The sequence below is a fragment of the Enterobacter sp. CCUG 70166 genome (genome assembly GCF_020224095.1).
In the GTDB taxonomy this organism is placed as follows: Bacteria; Pseudomonadota; Gammaproteobacteria; order Enterobacterales; family Enterobacteriaceae; genus Enterobacter; species Enterobacter intestinihominis.
This window is the reverse complement of sequence record NZ_NRIQ01000019.1, coordinates 115,480-131,124: the sequence shown is the minus strand read 5'-3', so window position 1 is coordinate 131,124 and position 15,645 is coordinate 115,480. Positions and strand designations below refer to the sequence as shown.

Sequence of the window (15,645 nt, the reverse complement as noted above, 5' to 3'; positions counted from 1 at the left end):
CAATAATGTGAGTACCCTGCGATGATAAATACAACAAAGCTTGATCCGATCGAAACCGCGTCTATTGATGAATTGCAGGCGTTGCAGACCGCGCGCCTGAAGTGGACGCTGAACCACGCCTACAACAACGTTCCGATGTACAAACGCAAGTTTGATGCCGCGGGCGTTCACCCTGACGATTTCAACGAGCTGGCGGACCTGCAAAAATTCCCGTGCACCACCAAGCAGGATCTGCGCGACAACTACCCGTTCGATACCTTTGCGGTGCCGATGGAGCAGGTGGTGCGTATTCACGCCTCGTCGGGCACCACCGGAAAGCCGACCGTGGTGGGGTATACCCAGAATGATATCGACAACTGGGCCAATATCGTCGCCCGTTCCTTGCGCGCCGCCGGGGGCAGCGCGAAGGATAAGATTCACGTCGCCTACGGTTACGGGCTCTTCACCGGCGGGCTGGGGGCGCACTACGGTGCAGAGCGTCTGGGGGCGACGGTGATCCCGATGTCCGGCGGCCAGACGGAGAAGCAGGCGCAGCTGATCCGCGATTTCCAGCCGGATATGATCATGGTTACGCCCTCTTACTGCCTGAACCTGATCGAAGAGCTGGAGCGTCAGATGGGCGGTGATGCCAGCGCCTGTTCCCTGCGCGTCGGCGTGTTTGGCGCCGAGCCGTGGACGCAGGCGATGCGCCGCGAAATCGAGAAACGGCTGGGCATTACCGCGCTGGATATCTATGGTCTCTCCGAGGTGATGGGGCCGGGCGTGGCGATGGAGTGTCTTGAAACCGCTGACGGCCCGACCATCTGGGAAGATCACTTCTACCCGGAGATCGTCAACCCGAATGACGGCTCGCCGCTGGCCGACGGCGAGCAGGGCGAACTGCTGTTCACCACGCTGACCAAAGAGGCGCTGCCGGTGATCCGCTACCGCACCCGCGACCTGACGCGCCTGCTGCCGGGTACCGCACGCACCATGCGCCGGATGGATCGCATCAGCGGGCGCAGCGACGACATGCTCATCATTCGCGGCGTTAACGTCTTCCCGTCACAGCTGGAAGAGGAGATCGTCAAGTTCGAACATCTTTCGCCGCACTATCAGCTGGAGGTGAACCGCCGCGGGCATCTTGATTCACTTTCGGTGAAGGTCGAGCTGAAACAGAGTAGCTTAACGCTGACGCATGAACAGCGTTGTCAGGTCTGCCATCAGCTGCGTCATCGGATTAAATCGATGGTGGGGATTTCAACCGATGTGATGATCGTTAACTGCGGCAGCATACCGCGATCCGAGGGTAAAGCCTGCCGGGTGTTTGATTTGCGTAAGGTTGCGGCTAACGGATGAGGGATCTACACAAAATAATGTCTGCATCGACGGCCCCCTCTCCCTTGAGGGAGAGGGCTGGGGTGAGGGGGAAACCCCAAATTCCTATGCTATGATTCATCCAGGAAAAAAATAACAACAGAATGAATCACATGAATAAACTTGATGCCTTTATCCAGCACGCAGTCAGCTCTGTTCCCGTCAGCGGAACGTCGCTTATCTCCTCGCTGTATGGCGACGCGCTTTCCCATCGCGGCGGAGAGATCTGGCTCGGCAGCCTGGCGGCCCTGCTGGAAGGGATGGGATTCGGGGAGCGCTTTGTGCGCACCGCGCTGTTTCGCCTCAACAAAGAGGGCTGGCTGGACGTGTCCCGCATTGGCCGCCGCAGCTTTTACCGTCTCAGCGACAAGGGGCTGCGTTTGACCCGACGCGCGGAAAATAAAATCTACCGTGCAGAACTGCCGGCGTGGGATGGTAAATGGCTGCTGCTGCTTTCCGAGGGGCTGGATAAAACCACGCTCGCGGACGTGAAAAAACAGCTCATCTGGCAAGGGTTCGGCACGCTGGCGCCGAGCCTGATGGCCTCGCCGTCGCAGAACCTCGCGGACGTGCAGTCGCTGTTGCATGACGCGGGCGTGGCGGAAAACGTCATTTTCTTTGAAGCTCATTCGCCGCTGGCTTTGTCACGCGCGGCATTACGATCCCGCGTGGAAGAGTGCTGGCAGCTGACCGAACAAAACGCGATGTACGAAACGTTTATCAACTCGTTCCGTCCGCTGCTGCCGCTGCTGAAAGAGGCGTCGCCCGAGGATTTAACCCCGGAACGCTGCTTTCAGATCCAGCTGTTACTCATTCATTTTTATCGTCGCGTGGTGCTGAAAGATCCGCTGTTGCCGGAGGAGTTACTCCCGGCGCACTGGGCGGGACAGAGCGCGCGACAGCTGTGCATTAACATCTACCAGCGCGTGGCAGCGGGAGCCCTGGCGTTTGTCAGTGAGAAGGGGGAAACCTCCGTCGGCGAGCTGCCCGCGCCCGGCACGCTTTATCACCAGCGTTTTGGTGGTCTGAATATCACATAAGGAGAGGGTATGCCTGTTTATCAAATTGATGGTCTGACGCCGGTCGTGCCTGAAGAGAGCTATGTTCACCCGACCGCGGTGCTGATTGGCGACGTGATCCTCGGCAAAGGTGTTTACGTAGGCCCCAACGCCAGCCTGCGCGGTGATTTTGGCCGGATCGTGGTGAAAGACGGCGCGAACATTCAGGATAACTGCGTGATGCACGGTTTTCCGGAGCAGGACACGGTGGTGGAAGAGGACGGGCATATCGGCCACAGTGCGATCCTGCACGGCTGCATTATCCGTCGTAATGCGCTGGTGGGGATGAATGCGGTGGTGATGGACGGGGCGACGATCGGCGAAAACAGCATCGTCGGGGCGGCGGCGTTTGTGAAGGCCAAAGCGGAAATGCCTGCGAATCACTTAATCCTTGGCAGTCCGGCGAAAGCGATTCGTGAGCTAAGCGCGCAGGAAATAGAGTGGAAAAAGCAGGGCACGCGGGAGTATCAGGTGCTGGTGGATCGCTGTAAGCAGACGCTGCATCAGGTAGAGCCGCTGCGGGAAGAAGAGCCCGGACGAAAACGGCTGGTATTCGATGAGAACTTACGGCCCAAGTCGGCTGGCCGGGATAATTAACCATTTCTTGCCTGCGAAATAATGCAATGGCATAGGGATGCGTTAACGCGCAACAAATACCCTTTGGGGATAGTGTATAATTGAACGTTTCAGACCTGCATTCATAAAGGGATTTTGTTACCCTGACGCAGATCACGCCTCTCATTCAGAGCGGTCAATGCGTTTATGGAAGACACTATATGAGTGGAAACGACACTATCCCAAAGCAGTCCAAAAGCCAGATTAACAAAGCGGTATTTTACACATCTGCTTTGTTAATTTTCCTTCTTGTCGCCTTTGCCGCGATTTTCCCTGACGTTGCCGATAAAAACTTTAAGCTACTGCAACAGCAAATATTCACCAACGCCAGCTGGTTTTACATTCTTGCCGTCGCGCTGATTTTAATGAGCGTGACGTTCCTCGGCTTGTCCCGCTACGGCGATATTAAACTCGGGCCCGACCACTCCCAGCCTGATTTCAGCTACCACTCGTGGTTCGCGATGCTGTTCTCGGCCGGGATGGGGATCGGCCTGATGTTCTTCGGCGTGGCGGAGCCGGTCATGCACTACCTTTCCCCGCCGGTGGGGACACCTGAAACGGTCGCTGCGGCCAAAGAGGCCATGCGGCTGACATTCTTCCACTGGGGGCTGCACGCCTGGGCTATCTACGCCATCGTTGCGTTGATTCTGGCGTTCTTCAGCTACCGCCACGGCCTGCCTTTGACGCTTCGTTCGGCGCTTTATCCGATTATCGGCGACCGTATTTACGGCCCGATAGGTCATGCGGTGGATATCTTCGCGGTAATCGGCACCGTATTTGGCGTGGCGACCTCGTTAGGCTACGGCGTTTTACAGGTCAATGCCGGGCTGAACCACCTTTTTGGCGTACCCATCAACGATACCGTGCAGGTGATCCTGATCGTCCTGATTACCGGGCTGGCGACCATTTCTGTGGTGTCCGGTCTGGATAAAGGCATTCGCATTTTATCAGAGCTCAATCTGGGGCTGGCGGTACTGCTGCTGGTGCTGGTGTTGTGCCTGGGGCCAACCGTACTCCTGCTGAAATCCTTTGTGGAAAATACCGGCGGATACCTGTCCGAGCTGGTGAGCAAGACGTTTAACCTTTACGCTTATGAACCGAAATCCAGCAACTGGCTGGGAGGCTGGACGCTGCTGTACTGGGGCTGGTGGCTGTCCTGGTCGCCGTTTGTCGGGATGTTCATTGCCCGTGTGTCCCGCGGCAGAACCATCCGCGAGTTCGTGACCGGCGTGCTGTTTGTCCCGGCGGGCTTTACCCTGATGTGGATGACGGTGTTCGGCAATAGCGCCATTTACCTCATCATGAACAAGGGAGCGTCCGATCTGGCGAATACCGTCCAGCAGGACGTGGCGCTGGCGCTGTTTAATTTCCTTGAGCATTTCCCGTTCTCTTCCGTGCTGTCATTTATTGCCATGGCGATGGTCATCGTCTTCTTTGTGACCTCAGCCGACTCCGGGGCGATGGTGGTGGATACCCTCGCGTCCGGCGGCGAGGCCAATACCCCCGTCTGGCAGCGCATCTTCTGGGCCGCGCTGATGGGCGTAGTCGCTATCGCGCTGCTGCTCGCGGGCGGACTGAGTGCGCTGCAAACCGTGACCATCGCCAGCGCGCTACCGTTCTCGATGATCCTGCTGGTGTCGATCTATGGCCTGCTGAAGGCGCTCCGACGCGATTTGACCAAACGCGAGAGCCTGAGTATGGCCACGATCGCGCCGACAGCGGCCCGTAACCCCATTCCGTGGCAGCGCAGACTGCGTAACATCGCCTTCTTACCTAAACGCTCCCTGGTGAAACGCTTTATGGAAGAGGTGATCAAACCGGCCATGGTGCTGGTGCAGGATGAACTGAATAAACAGGGAACGCAGAGCCATATCAGCGACGCGTCGGACGATCGTATTCGCCTTGAGGTGGATTTAGGCAATGAGCTGAATTTCATTTATGAAGTCAGGCTGCGTGGCTATAACTCGCCGACCTTCGCGCTAGCGGCCATGGAGAATGATGAGAATCAAGCAGAACAGCACCGGTACTATCGGGCAGAAATCTACCTCAAGGAAGGTGGGCAAAATTACGATGTGATGGGCTGGAACCAGGAGCAGTTAATTAACGATATCCTGGACCAGTATGAAAAACATCTGCACTTCCTGCACCTGGTGCGTTAATCAGCCAGCCCCTGAAGCATTCGCTTCAGGGGCGTAATTTAATACGCCTCCGGCAGCGGACGGTCTATCGACACCAGCTTTCCGCGCTTCATGGTGATATAGCCCCCGGCTTTAAGATCCGCCAGCACGCGAAAGACATGCGTTCGCGACAGGTTAGTGCGCTTGATGATAAACAGCGCCAGACCCTCATTCTCTCCCGTGTGGGTTTCCTGCCGATAAAGATAGCGATAGAGCATGGGTTTAATGGTCTGGTAGCTGGTGACCTGCCTGCGTTCGTTATGCAGGTCGATGGTGAATATCGACATATAGGTCAGTATGGTGGCCAGCGCCTGCATGCGCTCAGGCCCACCCTGGAAAAATATCTGGTCGAAGTCGGCCCAGGATATTCTCACCAGTTTCACCCTGGCACTGCTGCGATATTCATACTTCGCCAGTGGACAATACCTTTCCATTAACCCGATCGGCATATACTCAATAGTATTGCCAATATTCAGCCCATCATCAGGCATTAATATCGTCAGCGACCCTTCAGTACAGAAATAAATATAGCCAGGTTCAACGGTGAGTTTTTTATTTGCGGCAACGGTTAAGACCTCGCCTTCACAAAGCATTTGCGGAAAAAATTGCCCAATATTGAGTTGCTGATAATAGGTATGGATATCCTGGAAATTCACGCTAAGCCTCTCCCCGCAACGTCTGCTATGGTAGCGAGTATAGCAGCAATAGCCCACGGATTACGAATCGATAAATAACCAGTCCCATATGGGACTATGAAGGGAAGGTATTCTGGTTAGAATGGTCCTCAATGAGTTCGCATTAAAATTATCCGCCACAATTAAATATCGCTGGCGGCGCAATTAATCTATGAGGCCATTTAATGAAATTAACGATAATCGCTAAACATCTGGCGCTGGCCGGTGTGTTGACGTCGCTGTCGCTTTCCGCGTTTGCGGAAGTACAGCCGCAGGATGCCACTCCTACAACCCAGCAGGCTAATAACGCCCTGTATAACAAATTACCGTTTGCCGATAAAACCGACTTTGAAAATGCCCATAAAGGCTTTATCGCCCCGCTGCCGCAAAACATGATCAAAGGCGAGCAGGGGAACGTTATCTGGAACCCGGCGAAATATGATTTCGTCAAAGAGGGTGAAAAAGCCCCGGATACGGTTAACCCGAGCCTGTGGCGTCAGTCACAGCTGATCAACATTGGCGGGCTGTTTAAGGTCACCGACGGCGTGTATCAGATCCGTAATCTCGATCTCTCCAACATGACCATCATTGAGGGCGAGAAGGGCATTACCGTTATCGACCCGCTGTTAAGCGCTGAACCGGCGAAAGAAGCGCTGGATCTCTACTATGCAAACCGCGGCAAGAAACCGGTCGTGGCTGTGGTGATCACCCACAGCCACGTTGACCACTATGGCGGCCTGCGCGGCGTGGTTGACGAAGCTGACGTCAAGTCTGGCAAAGTGAAAATCTACGCGCCGGATGGCTTTATGAAAGAGGCGGTTTCCGAAAACATTATGGCCGGAAACGCGATGAGCCGCCGTGCGAGCTATATGTACGGCAACCTGCTGAAGCCGGATGCAAAAGGCCAGGTGGGTGCAGGCCTTGGCACCACCACCTCTGCGGGTACTGTCACCCTCATCCCGCCGACCGACTACATTACCCATACCGGACAGGAAGAAGTGATCGACGGCTTGACCTACGACTTTATGATGGCGCCGGGTTCAGAAGCTCCGTCGGAGATGCTGTGGTACGTCAAAGAGAAGAAAATGATCGAGGCCGCAGAGGACGTGACGCATACTCTGCACAACACCTACTCCTTGCGCGGCGCGAAAATCCGCGACCCGCTGGCCTGGTCTAAGTACATTAACGCCGCCATTGAGCGCTGGGGCGCGGACGCGGAAGTGATTATTGCGCAGCACCACTGGCCGACCTGGGGTAACGAGAATATCGTCAAGCTGATGAAAGGCCAGCGCGATATGTACCGCTACATCAACGACCAGACCCTCCGTATGGCCAACAAAGGCCTGACTCGCGATGAGATCGCCGCAGAATTTAAGCTGCCGGAATCGCTCGAGAAACAGTGGGCAAGCCGCGGTTACTACGGCTCCGTTAGCCACGACGTCAAAGCCACTTACGTGTTTTATCTCGGCTGGTTCGACGGCAACCCGGCAACCCTCGACGAGCTGCCGCCTGAACAGGCTGCGAAGAAGTTCGTGCAGTACATGGGCGGCGCTGATGCCATCATGCAGAAAGCCAAAGCGGATTATCAGCAGGGTAATTACCGTTGGGTTGCTCAGGTGGTCAGCAAAGTGGTCTTTGCCGATCCTAACAACCAGGCTGCCCGTAATCTGGAAGCCGACGCGCTTGAGCAGTTAGGTTACCAGGCGGAAGCGGGCACCTGGCGTAACTTCTACCTGACCGGCGCGCAAGAACTGCGTAATGGCGTGAAGAAGCTGCCGACGCCGAACACCGCCAGCCCGGATACCGTGCGAGCGATGACCCCGGAAATGTTCTTCGACTACCTGGGTGTGCACATCAACGGGGTGCGGGCCGGTAACGCGAAGGCGGTCTTCAATGTCGATCTCGGTAAGGATGGCGGCAAATACAAGCTGGAGCTGGAAAACGGCGTGCTGAACCATACCGCCAACGCGCAGGCGAAGGATGCCGACGCAACTATTGCGCTTGACCGCACCACGCTGAACAACATCATCCTTAAGAAAGAGACGCTGAAGCAGGCGATGGATAAAGGTGACGTGAAGGTGAGCGGAAACGGGGCGAAGCTGGAAGAGATGCTGAGCTACATGGACAAATTTGACTTCTGGTTCAATATCGTAACGCCATAAGTTCAGGTTTCATCCACATAATCCTGGCGCCTTAGAAATAAGGCGCCATTTTTTTATTCACGCATCGCCAGCGCGCTGGCACTTGCCGGATCGAACAGCGAAATACTCTCGATCTGATCAAGCATGATCACCTTACGGAAATCCATAGCGCTTTTTGGCTCTGAGTCGAGCGTAACCTCATGCTCGGCGTACCATTTGCTGTAGTTGTGCTCAATACACAGCTGCATGTTCTCCCCGTCGCGGTAGCCGCTCAGCATCGGGATAAGCACGATATTGGCGGTTTTTTCATACTCCAGCGTGGCGGTATGGATCATGCCAATATAAATCCGCCGCGACTTCAGCGTGACGTGCGCAAGTTCACCTTCCTCCATGCACTGATAGAGCAGTTGTTCAATCCCGCTCGATTGTGCCAGCCGCTTGTAGAGCTTTTTCCGGCCTTCGCCGTCCAGCCGCGCGCTGCCGGCCCAGTTAGAACGATAGAGACAAAACAGGATCGCAAAGGCCAGCATCACCACGACCGGAGCCTGAATCCCTAAAAAGCTCCAGTTCATAAAATCAATTTGCCAGTCGGCGTATTTTGCGGACGTGAAATGGAACGTGTTGTCGGCGGCGGAGAGGGCGAACAACAGCAGCCAGAGCAGGCCGGTGGCGATCACGCCCTGTAAAACGAAAATGCAGCCATACAGCGCCACAAGGAAATAGACATCCCAGCCGAATGAACGCTTAATTTTGAACCGGGTTGAGAGATCGCGGCTGGTGTACCAGTAGCCGCATACCATCAATACCATGAATATTGCCGTTCCCATTTCAGGCCCTCTTCAGCGCGTTGACATGGCGCAGAAAGTCCTGCCGAACCTCGTTACTTTTGTAGTTAACCGAGGCGTTTCCATCCTGATCGATGATGATGCGGTCGCCATCCTCTACGGCTTCGATAATTTCCTGGTGACTCATAACCTGCAACAAGGATTCCGGGCTGGAAAAGAGCGCCATCAGTAAATTTTTCATCGCGTGACATCCTTATGAATTAAAAGGATAAGTCTGGAAGATAAATGGCACCTTTGCCTTAAGGTTATCCCTAAAAAATAACGGCACGGCGGTGAGAATCTGCTTTTGACTCAAATTGGCACCTCAGGGAAAGTTTTTAAAGTACTGAATTAAAAGAGGTATAGAAAATATATCTGCACAAACTTGGACAAATAACGCTAATTGTGTAAGTTTTAATTATGCGATTTCGCTACGTTGTTTACAGCCAGGATGTGACCCATGAGCACGTTGCCGTCCGTCATCAGTCGATTCGTTGATTATTACGCCACGCTGGATACCCAGCCACCTTCGGCTCTGGCAAAGATTTATCGCGCCGATGCCACGCTTATCGATCCCTTTGGCGAACACAGCGGGTTGTTCGCGATTCAGCGCTATTTCACTCACCTGCTGGCTAACGTCCAGCGGTGCCGCTTTACCGTCGATGCACCCTTGCAGCAGGGCGATCGCTTTGTTGTTACCTGGATGATGCACTGGTCGCACCCGCGTATTGCTCGGGGGGCAATGCGCCAGTTGCCGGGCTGCTCTGTGGTAGACATGCGCGACGATCGCATTGTTCGCCAGCGGGATTACTACGATGCCGGAGAGATGATTTACGAACATCTTCCGGTGCTCGGCTGGGCCGTACGCGGCGTGAAGCGGAGAGTAAAATCATGAAAACGGTTCTGATCACCGGCGCAAGCTCGGGCATCGGGGCCGGGCTGGCGAAATCTTTTGCCGACGATGGCTACCGGGTGATTGCCTGCGGGCGCGATGCGCAACGTCTGGCAGCCGTGCATCAGCACAGCCCCAACATTACGGTGCGCCTGTTCGATATGACAGACAGGGACGCCTGTCGCCAGGCGCTGGCGGACTGTGCTGCCGACACGGTGATTCTTTGCGCCGGAACCTGCGAGTATCTCGATCGCGGCGAGGTGGATGCCGCGTTGGTGGCGCGCGTCATGACCACCAATTTCATGGGGCCGGTAAACTGCCTTGCGGCGTTGCAGCCGCAGCTGATATCCGGCAACCGCGTGGTGCTGGTCAGTTCGATGGCGCACTGGCTTCACTTCCCGCGAGCCGAAGCCTATGGCGCCTCTAAAGCGGCGTTAACCTGGTTTGCTGAGACGCTGCGCCTCGACTGGGAGCCGAAAGGGATCGCCGTCACGGTCGTTTCACCTGGTTTTGTCGACACGCCGCTGACCCGAAAAAATGATTTCCCGATGCCGGGCCGGGTCAGCGTGGAGGACGCCGTCCATGCCATTCGTCGCGGTCTGGCAAAAGGGAAGGATCATATCGCGTTTCCCGCCGGGTTTAGCCTGGCGCTGCGCCTGCTCTCCGGTCTGCCCGATATACTTCAGCGCGCACTGCTGCGCAGGATGGTGCGATCATGAAGATCGCGATTATCGGCAGCGGTATCGCCGGGTTAACCTGTGCCTGGCGGCTCGCCGGACATCATCAGGTCACGCTGTTTGAAGCGCAGGCCACGCCGGGCGGTCATACCGCAACGGTGGATGTCGACACGCCGCAGGGCAACTTTGCCATCGACACCGGTTTTATTGTCTACAACGACCGCACCTATCCGCGCTTCATGGGGCTGCTGAGCGAACTGGGCATCAGCGGGCAAAAAACGCAGATGAGTTTTTCGGTGCATAACCCGCAGAGCGGGCTGGAGTACAACGGCCACACGCTGACGTCGCTGTTCGCCCAGCGTCGTAATCTGTTAAACCCTGCCTTCTGGACGCTGCTGAAGGAGATCGTGCGCTTTAACCGGCTGGCGAAACAGACGCTCCGGGGTGACGTCAGCGAGTCCGCCACGCTGGAGACGTTCCTGCACCAGCACCGCTTCACGCCTTTTTTTGCGCGTCACTACATTCTGCCAATGGGGGCGGCTATCTGGTCATCCTCGCTACAGGAGATGAAACGCTTTCCGCTGCCGCTCTTTTTACGCTTTTTTGAAAACCACGGTCTGCTGGACATTACCCTTCGTCCGCAGTGGTACGTGGTGCCGGGCGGCTCCCGGGAGTACATCCGCGCGATGATGGACAAGCTTGGCGATCGCCTGACGCTGCACCTCAATGCGCCGGTGCAGCAGGTTATTCGCCACGATCGCGGGGTTGATATAACGCGTGAGGGCGTAACAGACAACTTTGATCAGGTGATCTTCGCCTGCCACTCCGCTCAGGCGCTGACGATGCTCGCCAGCCCAACGCAGGCTGAACGTGAGGTGCTGGGTGATATCGGCTGGCAGCGTAACGAGGTGGTGCTTCACAGCGATCCGCGCTGGCTGCCGGTGCGCAAGCGCGCGTGGGCGAGCTGGAACTACCGCCTCAGCGAGCAGGATCGGGCCAGCGCCTGCGTCACCTACAACATGAATATCTTGCAGGGACTGCCGCCGGGTAGCCCGCTGTTTTGCGTCACCCTCAACCCGGAAACGCCGGTGGAAGAACGCTATGTGCTGCGCCGCTTTGTCTATGAGCATCCGCTTTTTAACCCGCAAAGCTGGCAAGCCCAGGCCCGGCGTGGCGAAATAAACGGTCGCCAGCGGAGCTGGTTCTGCGGCGCGTACTGGTACAACGGCTTCCACGAAGATGGGGTACGCAGTGCGCTGGATGTGGTAAACGCCATTGCGGCCGGGGAGGGCAACTGAGATGAACAGCTGTCTTTACCACGGCACATTGCGCCATCGCCGTCTTTCGCCAAAAGCGCACCACTTTACCTACAGCGTCTTTATGGCCTGGCTCGATCTCGATGAGCTGGACGCGCTGCCCTCCGTCGGTGTGCGCCGTAACCGCGTTGCGCCCGCGGCATTTTATGATGCGGACTACCCGCTGGGCACGCCGCTCAAAGAGCGCGTCCTTGAGCGTCTGGAAAATCTGACCGGCGAACGCCCGGCGGGGCGGGTCATGCTTCTAACCCAACTGCGTTATTTCGGCTTTCATTTTAACCCGGTCAATATTTACTACTGCTATGACAGGGAAGACACCCTGCGCTGGGTTCTCGCCGAAGTCCGCAACACGCCGTGGAATGAACGACACTACTACGCGGTAGCGGGGCGGGACGCACCGCCGACGGAAAAAGCGTTTCACGTCTCGCCCTTTAATCCGATGGACATGGTCTACCACTGGCGCTTCAACAGTCCGGCCAGCACGCTGCGCATGCATATCGAAAACCATCAGGAGACGAAGGTGTTTGATGCCACTCTGACGCTGCGCCGGGAGCCGCTGACGCGCGCAGCGCTGCGGTCGCTGCTGGCGCGGATCCCGTTGATGACCCTCAAAACCGTTTTCGCCATTTACTGGCAGGCGCTCAGGCTGTGGCTGAAGCGCGTGCCGCTGCATAACCATCCCCTAAGCAGGAGTGAACGCTCATGACCGATCCCGTCTTTGCGCTTGAACCCGATATCCCGCGCAACGTCCGCATCGCGCGATGGCTGCTTTTTCGCCTGCTGAACGGGCTGCGCGGCGGCTCGCTGACGCTGCGTGAAGGCGCCCAGACATTCCAGTTCGGCGACGCCTCCACCGCGCTTCACGCTGAGGTGCAGGTACTCGCTCCGGGCGTCTACTGGCGCATTTTAACCGGGGGCAGCCTCGCCGCGGCACAAGCGTGGATAGATGGCGACTGGGAGACGGCCCACCTGACGCCGCTGCTGGAGATGATAGCGCGCAATAGCCAGATCCTCGGGCAACTGGAAAAAGGGTTTCGCCTGCTCGGGAAACCAGTGGAGCGGCTACGGCACTGGATGCGGCGCAACTCCCGCGCGCAGGCACGGGAAAATATTGCCGCCCATTACGATTTGGGCAACGCCTTTTACGCCCATTTCCTTGATGAACAACTCCTTTACTCCAGCGCGCTGTTTACCGGGGAAGAGCAGGATCTGGCAGCGGCTCAGCAGGCAAAAATGGCCAGGCTGTGCGACCAACTGGCGCTCACCGCAAACGATCATCTGCTGGAGATTGGTACCGGCTGGGGGGCGATGGCGGAATATGCCGCCCGTCATTATGGCTGCCGGGTAACAACTACCACGCTATCGCAGGAGCAGTACCAGTGGGCCACCGCGCGGATCGCGCGGGCAGGTTTACAGGATCGCGTTGAGGTGCTGCTCTGCGACTACCGCGATCTGACCGGAGTGTACGATAAGCTGGTGTCGGTTGAGATGATTGAAGCCGTCGGCCAACGCTACCTGCCAACGTTTTTCCGCACCTGCCAGGCGCGTCTGCGTCCGGGCGGGCGGATGGCGATTCAGGCCATCACCATTCAGGATCAGCGCTATCGCGACTACAGCAAAAGCGTCGATTTTATTCAGCGCTACATCTTCCCCGGCGGCTTTTTGCCCAGCATCACCGCCATGAATGAACTGATGACCCGCCATACCGATTTTGTCGTGCGTAACCTCTTCGATATGGGGCCGGACTACGCCCGCACGCTGGCGCACTGGCGTCAGCGCTTCGTTCACGCCTGGCAGGAGATTGAAAAGCTCGGATTTGATGACCGTTTCCGCCGGATGTGGCTGTACTACCTCGGCTACTGTGAAGCCGGGTTTAACGCCCGCACCATCAGCGTGGTGCAACTGACTGCGGAACGCGTATGAAGCGCTACGGGCAGGTCTTTCTGCTGGCCATCGGGTTTGATCTCTACTGGACGCTGGTGGTGCTGTTTCGCGAGCAGGGGCTGGTCATCTGGATCGCGCTGGCGCTGATTGCCTGGCTGTTGTTACCGCCATCACACCGGGTATACGCCCTTGTGCTGGCGGCGTCGGGCGCGATGCTGGACGCCCTCTGGGCGCTGACGGGGCTGATTTCATTCACTGGCACGTCTCTGATGCCGCTATGGATGGTGGCGCTGTGGCTGATGTTTGCCACCGTCTGGACGCAACTGACCCGCACGACCACCTTGCCGGGCTGGCTGCTGACGGCGCTGGCGACCCTGGGCGGGCCGGTGGCCTACCTGTTTGGCGAGCGTCTGGGGGCCATCACGTTCCTGGAGCCGACTTTTATCGTCGTCAGCTGGATGATCCCGGGCTGGCTGGTGCTGATGCTGTTTTTCCACCTGCTGATGGGGAGACAACAATGAGACATCTGTTACTCGCGCTCGCGCTAACCGTTATGGCCTGTAACGCGCAGGCGACTGACTGGCTGAGCTGGCGCAAGGTAGGCGATGCCACCCTCACCTGGGGGCCGTTTACCGTTTATACCTCTCAACTGCTGACGCCCGACGGCAGCTATACAGGAACAGACAGCGATAACGCGCTGATTATCACCTATGCCCGGGATATCGATGGCGACGACCTGGTCGAGGCGACCCGTGACCAGTGGCAGGCGCAGGGCATTTTGCAGCAGGAGCCGCAGAGTGAAGCCTGGCTGCGGATGCTAAAAGCGCTCTGGCCCGACGTCACGCCCGGCACGCAGCTCGCGTTTGTGGTTAATAACGGTCAGGGGCAATTTTGGTATCGCCACACGGCTTTGCAGAAAAAATTTACGCCCCTCGGGCCGCGCCAGTCGGCAGCGTTTAGCTCGCGCTTTCTGGCGATCTGGCTCGATCCCCGCACCGCGTATCCTGAACTGCGTCAGCAGTTAATCGGAGGACCACAATGAAACGATTCCTGTTAATGGCGCTTACACTGACAATGCTGGTGGCCGGGTGCAGCACAGAAGTGACCGAGTATCGTCAGCAGCAGCCAAGGCTTGATATTTTCCACTACTTCCAGGGCAAAACCGAGGCGTGGGGGATGGTGCAGGACCGCAGCGGTAAGCAGATCCGCCGTTTTCACGTCGAGATCGCCGGAGATGTCATCGGCGATACGCTGACGCTGAACGAGCATTTTGTCTATGACGACGGCGAGAAGCAAAAGCGCGTCTGGCATATCCGCCGCATTGGCCACGATCGTTACGAAGGCACGGCGGGTGACATAGAAGGTGTCGCGACAGGTCAGGTTTCGGGCAATGCCCTTAACTGGCGCTACAGCATGAACGTGAAGGCGGACGGTAAAACCTGGCTGCTGCACTTTGATGACTGGATGTATTTGCAGGACAGCACCCGCCTATTCAATAAAACCGAGATGAAGAAATTTGGCGTCACCGTCGCCACGGTGACGCTGTTCTTTACCCGCAAAGAGGGCGGTTAATCCTCTTCGGGCTGAGGTTTACTGCTTGAGTAGATGAAGAAGAGCGCGATACTCAGGCAGACCACGGCCCCGAAACGGCTCGCTGAAAACGGAATGGCTTCATTGTTCAGCCAGCCAAAGTTATCAATCAGCATGCTCATGGCCAACTGACCCAGGATCACCGCTACCGTGGCAACGGCGGTGCCGATACGCTGCACCGCGAGCACCATAATCACTATATAGGGCACGCCGCACAGGGCGCCCAGAAGCTGCCACTTGGGCACATCCATCAGGCTGACCGCCTGTTTCGGCTCAAAAAAGAAAATGAGCAGGGCGGTTACCAGCGCGCCGACGGAAAAGGTCAGAAACGCGCTTTTGAATACCCCCACGCTGCTGCCTAATTGCCCGTTAATGGCAGCCTGAATGCTCAGTGTCGCGCCGCCAATCACCGCCAGAATAATCATAATCACTGTCATAACG

At 56.9% G+C, this 15,645-nt stretch carries 17 protein-coding genes; 13 read left to right on the top strand and 4 right to left on the bottom strand.

What is annotated here, in order from left to right:
* Positions 1-21: 21 nt before the first annotated feature.
* The 4 genes from paaK (at position 22) to CKK19_RS09500 (ending at position 5,188) form a co-directional block, all read left to right on the top strand.
* Positions 22-1,338, top strand: a complete 1,317-nt coding sequence (paaK, locus tag CKK19_RS09515) for a phenylacetate--CoA ligase PaaK (protein ID WP_023300034.1) — start codon at positions 22-24, stop codon at positions 1,336-1,338.
* 122 nt (positions 1,339-1,460) lie between these two features.
* Complete coding sequence (gene paaX, locus CKK19_RS09510; protein WP_032622213.1) at positions 1,461-2,396, top strand: phenylacetic acid degradation operon negative regulatory protein PaaX; 936 nt, start codon at positions 1,461-1,463, stop codon at positions 2,394-2,396.
* A 9-nt stretch (positions 2,397-2,405) separates the two neighbouring features.
* A complete protein-coding gene (gene paaY / locus CKK19_RS09505) occupies positions 2,406-3,011 on the top strand; it encodes a phenylacetic acid degradation protein PaaY (RefSeq protein WP_023300036.1) in 606 nt (201 codons plus the stop codon).
* 179 nt (positions 3,012-3,190) lie between these two features.
* Positions 3,191-5,188 (top strand): BCCT family transporter, encoded by a 1,998-nt coding sequence (locus CKK19_RS09500; protein WP_063853668.1) that lies wholly within the window; start codon positions 3,191-3,193, stop codon positions 5,186-5,188.
* Between the two features lie 38 nt (positions 5,189-5,226).
* Here CKK19_RS09500 and CKK19_RS09495 read toward each other — a convergent pair whose 3' ends face one another.
* Positions 5,227-5,862: a helix-turn-helix domain-containing protein gene (locus CKK19_RS09495; protein ID WP_032624309.1), complete on the bottom strand. Its 636-nt coding sequence runs from the start codon at positions 5,860-5,862 to the stop codon at positions 5,227-5,229.
* A 203-nt stretch (positions 5,863-6,065) separates the two neighbouring features.
* On the opposite strand from CKK19_RS09495, the gene CKK19_RS09490 reads away from it, so the two are divergent.
* Positions 6,066-8,042 carry an alkyl/aryl-sulfatase gene (locus CKK19_RS09490; protein ID WP_022648033.1) on the top strand — a complete coding sequence of 659 codons (1,977 nt, stop codon included), beginning with the start codon at positions 6,066-6,068 and terminating at the stop codon, positions 8,040-8,042.
* Positions 8,043-8,095: 53 nt separating this feature from the next.
* Here the strand turns inward: CKK19_RS09490 and CKK19_RS09485 are convergent, their stop codons facing one another.
* On the bottom strand, positions 8,096-8,848 hold the full coding sequence (locus tag CKK19_RS09485) for a hypothetical protein (RefSeq protein ID WP_022648034.1): 753 nt from the start codon (positions 8,846-8,848) through the stop codon (positions 8,096-8,098).
* A 1-nt stretch (position 8,849) separates the two neighbouring features.
* The gene (locus CKK19_RS09480) at positions 8,850-9,047 is read right to left on the bottom strand and encodes a hypothetical protein (protein WP_022648035.1); all 198 of its coding nucleotides are present in this window, start codon (positions 9,045-9,047) and stop codon (positions 8,850-8,852) included.
* Positions 9,048-9,305: 258 nt separating this feature from the next.
* Between CKK19_RS09480 and CKK19_RS09475 the strand changes: the two genes are divergently transcribed.
* From CKK19_RS09475 to CKK19_RS09440, 8 genes are read left to right on the top strand one after another with little or no spacing between them, the layout of a single operon-like run.
* Positions 9,306-9,740, top strand: coding sequence for a nuclear transport factor 2 family protein (locus tag CKK19_RS09475; protein WP_022648036.1), 435 nt, complete (start codon positions 9,306-9,308; stop codon positions 9,738-9,740).
* Positions 9,737-10,456 (top strand): SDR family NAD(P)-dependent oxidoreductase, encoded by a 720-nt coding sequence (locus tag CKK19_RS09470; protein ID WP_063853667.1) that lies wholly within the window; start codon positions 9,737-9,739, stop codon positions 10,454-10,456. The genes CKK19_RS09475 and CKK19_RS09470 overlap by 4 nt, the downstream gene beginning before the upstream one ends.
* Positions 10,453-11,712, top strand: a complete 1,260-nt coding sequence (locus CKK19_RS09465; protein ID WP_063149988.1) for an NAD(P)/FAD-dependent oxidoreductase — start codon at positions 10,453-10,455, stop codon at positions 11,710-11,712. The genes CKK19_RS09470 and CKK19_RS09465 overlap by 4 nt, the downstream gene beginning before the upstream one ends.
* Before the next feature lies 1 nt (position 11,713).
* Positions 11,714-12,436 carry a DUF1365 domain-containing protein gene (locus CKK19_RS09460; RefSeq protein WP_063853666.1) on the top strand — a complete coding sequence of 241 codons (723 nt, stop codon included), beginning with the start codon at positions 11,714-11,716 and terminating at the stop codon, positions 12,434-12,436.
* Entirely contained in the window at positions 12,433-13,653 is a 1,221-nt protein-coding gene (locus CKK19_RS09455) for an SAM-dependent methyltransferase (protein WP_063853665.1), read from the top strand. Before CKK19_RS09460 ends, CKK19_RS09455 begins: the two co-directional genes overlap by 4 nt.
* Positions 13,650-14,135 carry a DUF2878 domain-containing protein gene (locus tag CKK19_RS09450; protein WP_038416013.1) on the top strand — a complete coding sequence of 162 codons (486 nt, stop codon included), beginning with the start codon at positions 13,650-13,652 and terminating at the stop codon, positions 14,133-14,135. Before CKK19_RS09455 ends, CKK19_RS09450 begins: the two co-directional genes overlap by 4 nt.
* On the top strand, positions 14,132-14,656 hold the full coding sequence (locus CKK19_RS09445) for a hypothetical protein (RefSeq protein WP_063853664.1): 525 nt from the start codon (positions 14,132-14,134) through the stop codon (positions 14,654-14,656). The genes CKK19_RS09450 and CKK19_RS09445 overlap by 4 nt, the downstream gene beginning before the upstream one ends.
* On the top strand, positions 14,653-15,186 hold the full coding sequence (locus tag CKK19_RS09440; protein WP_023300045.1) for a DUF3833 domain-containing protein: 534 nt from the start codon (positions 14,653-14,655) through the stop codon (positions 15,184-15,186). Before CKK19_RS09445 ends, CKK19_RS09440 begins: the two co-directional genes overlap by 4 nt.
* Here the strand turns inward: CKK19_RS09440 and CKK19_RS09435 are convergent.
* Positions 15,183-15,641: a DMT family transporter gene (locus CKK19_RS09435; RefSeq protein ID WP_022648044.1), complete on the bottom strand. Its 459-nt coding sequence runs from the start codon at positions 15,639-15,641 to the stop codon at positions 15,183-15,185. The genes CKK19_RS09440 and CKK19_RS09435 overlap by 4 nt on opposite strands.
* Positions 15,642-15,645 lie beyond the last annotated feature (4 nt).

What these genes read in the sequence shown, in the direction of transcription:
- paaK (WP_023300034.1), top strand. Translation starts at nt 22, where the DNA reads ATGATAAATACAACAAAGCTTGATCCGATCGAAACCGCGTCTATTGAT.
- paaX (WP_032622213.1), top strand. Translation starts at nt 1,461, where the DNA reads ATGAATCACATGAATAAACTTGATGCCTTTATCCAGCACGCAGTCAGC.
- paaY (WP_023300036.1), top strand. Translation starts at nt 2,406, where the DNA reads ATGCCTGTTTATCAAATTGATGGTCTGACGCCGGTCGTGCCTGAAGAG.
- CKK19_RS09500 (WP_063853668.1), top strand. Translation starts at nt 3,191, where the DNA reads ATGAGTGGAAACGACACTATCCCAAAGCAGTCCAAAAGCCAGATTAAC.
- CKK19_RS09490 (WP_022648033.1), top strand. Translation starts at nt 6,066, where the DNA reads ATGAAATTAACGATAATCGCTAAACATCTGGCGCTGGCCGGTGTGTTG.
- CKK19_RS09485 (WP_022648034.1), bottom strand. Translation starts at nt 8,848, where the DNA reads ATGGGAACGGCAATATTCATGGTATTGATGGTATGCGGCTACTGGTAC.
- CKK19_RS09480 (WP_022648035.1), bottom strand. Translation starts at nt 9,047, where the DNA reads ATGAAAAATTTACTGATGGCGCTCTTTTCCAGCCCGGAATCCTTGTTG.
- CKK19_RS09475 (WP_022648036.1), top strand. Translation starts at nt 9,306, where the DNA reads ATGAGCACGTTGCCGTCCGTCATCAGTCGATTCGTTGATTATTACGCC.
- CKK19_RS09470 (WP_063853667.1), top strand. Translation starts at nt 9,737, where the DNA reads ATGAAAACGGTTCTGATCACCGGCGCAAGCTCGGGCATCGGGGCCGGG.
- CKK19_RS09465 (WP_063149988.1), top strand. Translation starts at nt 10,453, where the DNA reads ATGAAGATCGCGATTATCGGCAGCGGTATCGCCGGGTTAACCTGTGCC.
- CKK19_RS09460 (WP_063853666.1), top strand. Translation starts at nt 11,714, where the DNA reads ATGAACAGCTGTCTTTACCACGGCACATTGCGCCATCGCCGTCTTTCG.
- CKK19_RS09455 (WP_063853665.1), top strand. Translation starts at nt 12,433, where the DNA reads ATGACCGATCCCGTCTTTGCGCTTGAACCCGATATCCCGCGCAACGTC.
- CKK19_RS09450 (WP_038416013.1), top strand. Translation starts at nt 13,650, where the DNA reads ATGAAGCGCTACGGGCAGGTCTTTCTGCTGGCCATCGGGTTTGATCTC.
- CKK19_RS09445 (WP_063853664.1), top strand. Translation starts at nt 14,132, where the DNA reads ATGAGACATCTGTTACTCGCGCTCGCGCTAACCGTTATGGCCTGTAAC.
- CKK19_RS09440 (WP_023300045.1), top strand. Translation starts at nt 14,653, where the DNA reads ATGAAACGATTCCTGTTAATGGCGCTTACACTGACAATGCTGGTGGCC.
- CKK19_RS09435 (WP_022648044.1), bottom strand. Translation starts at nt 15,641, where the DNA reads ATGACAGTGATTATGATTATTCTGGCGGTGATTGGCGGCGCGACACTG.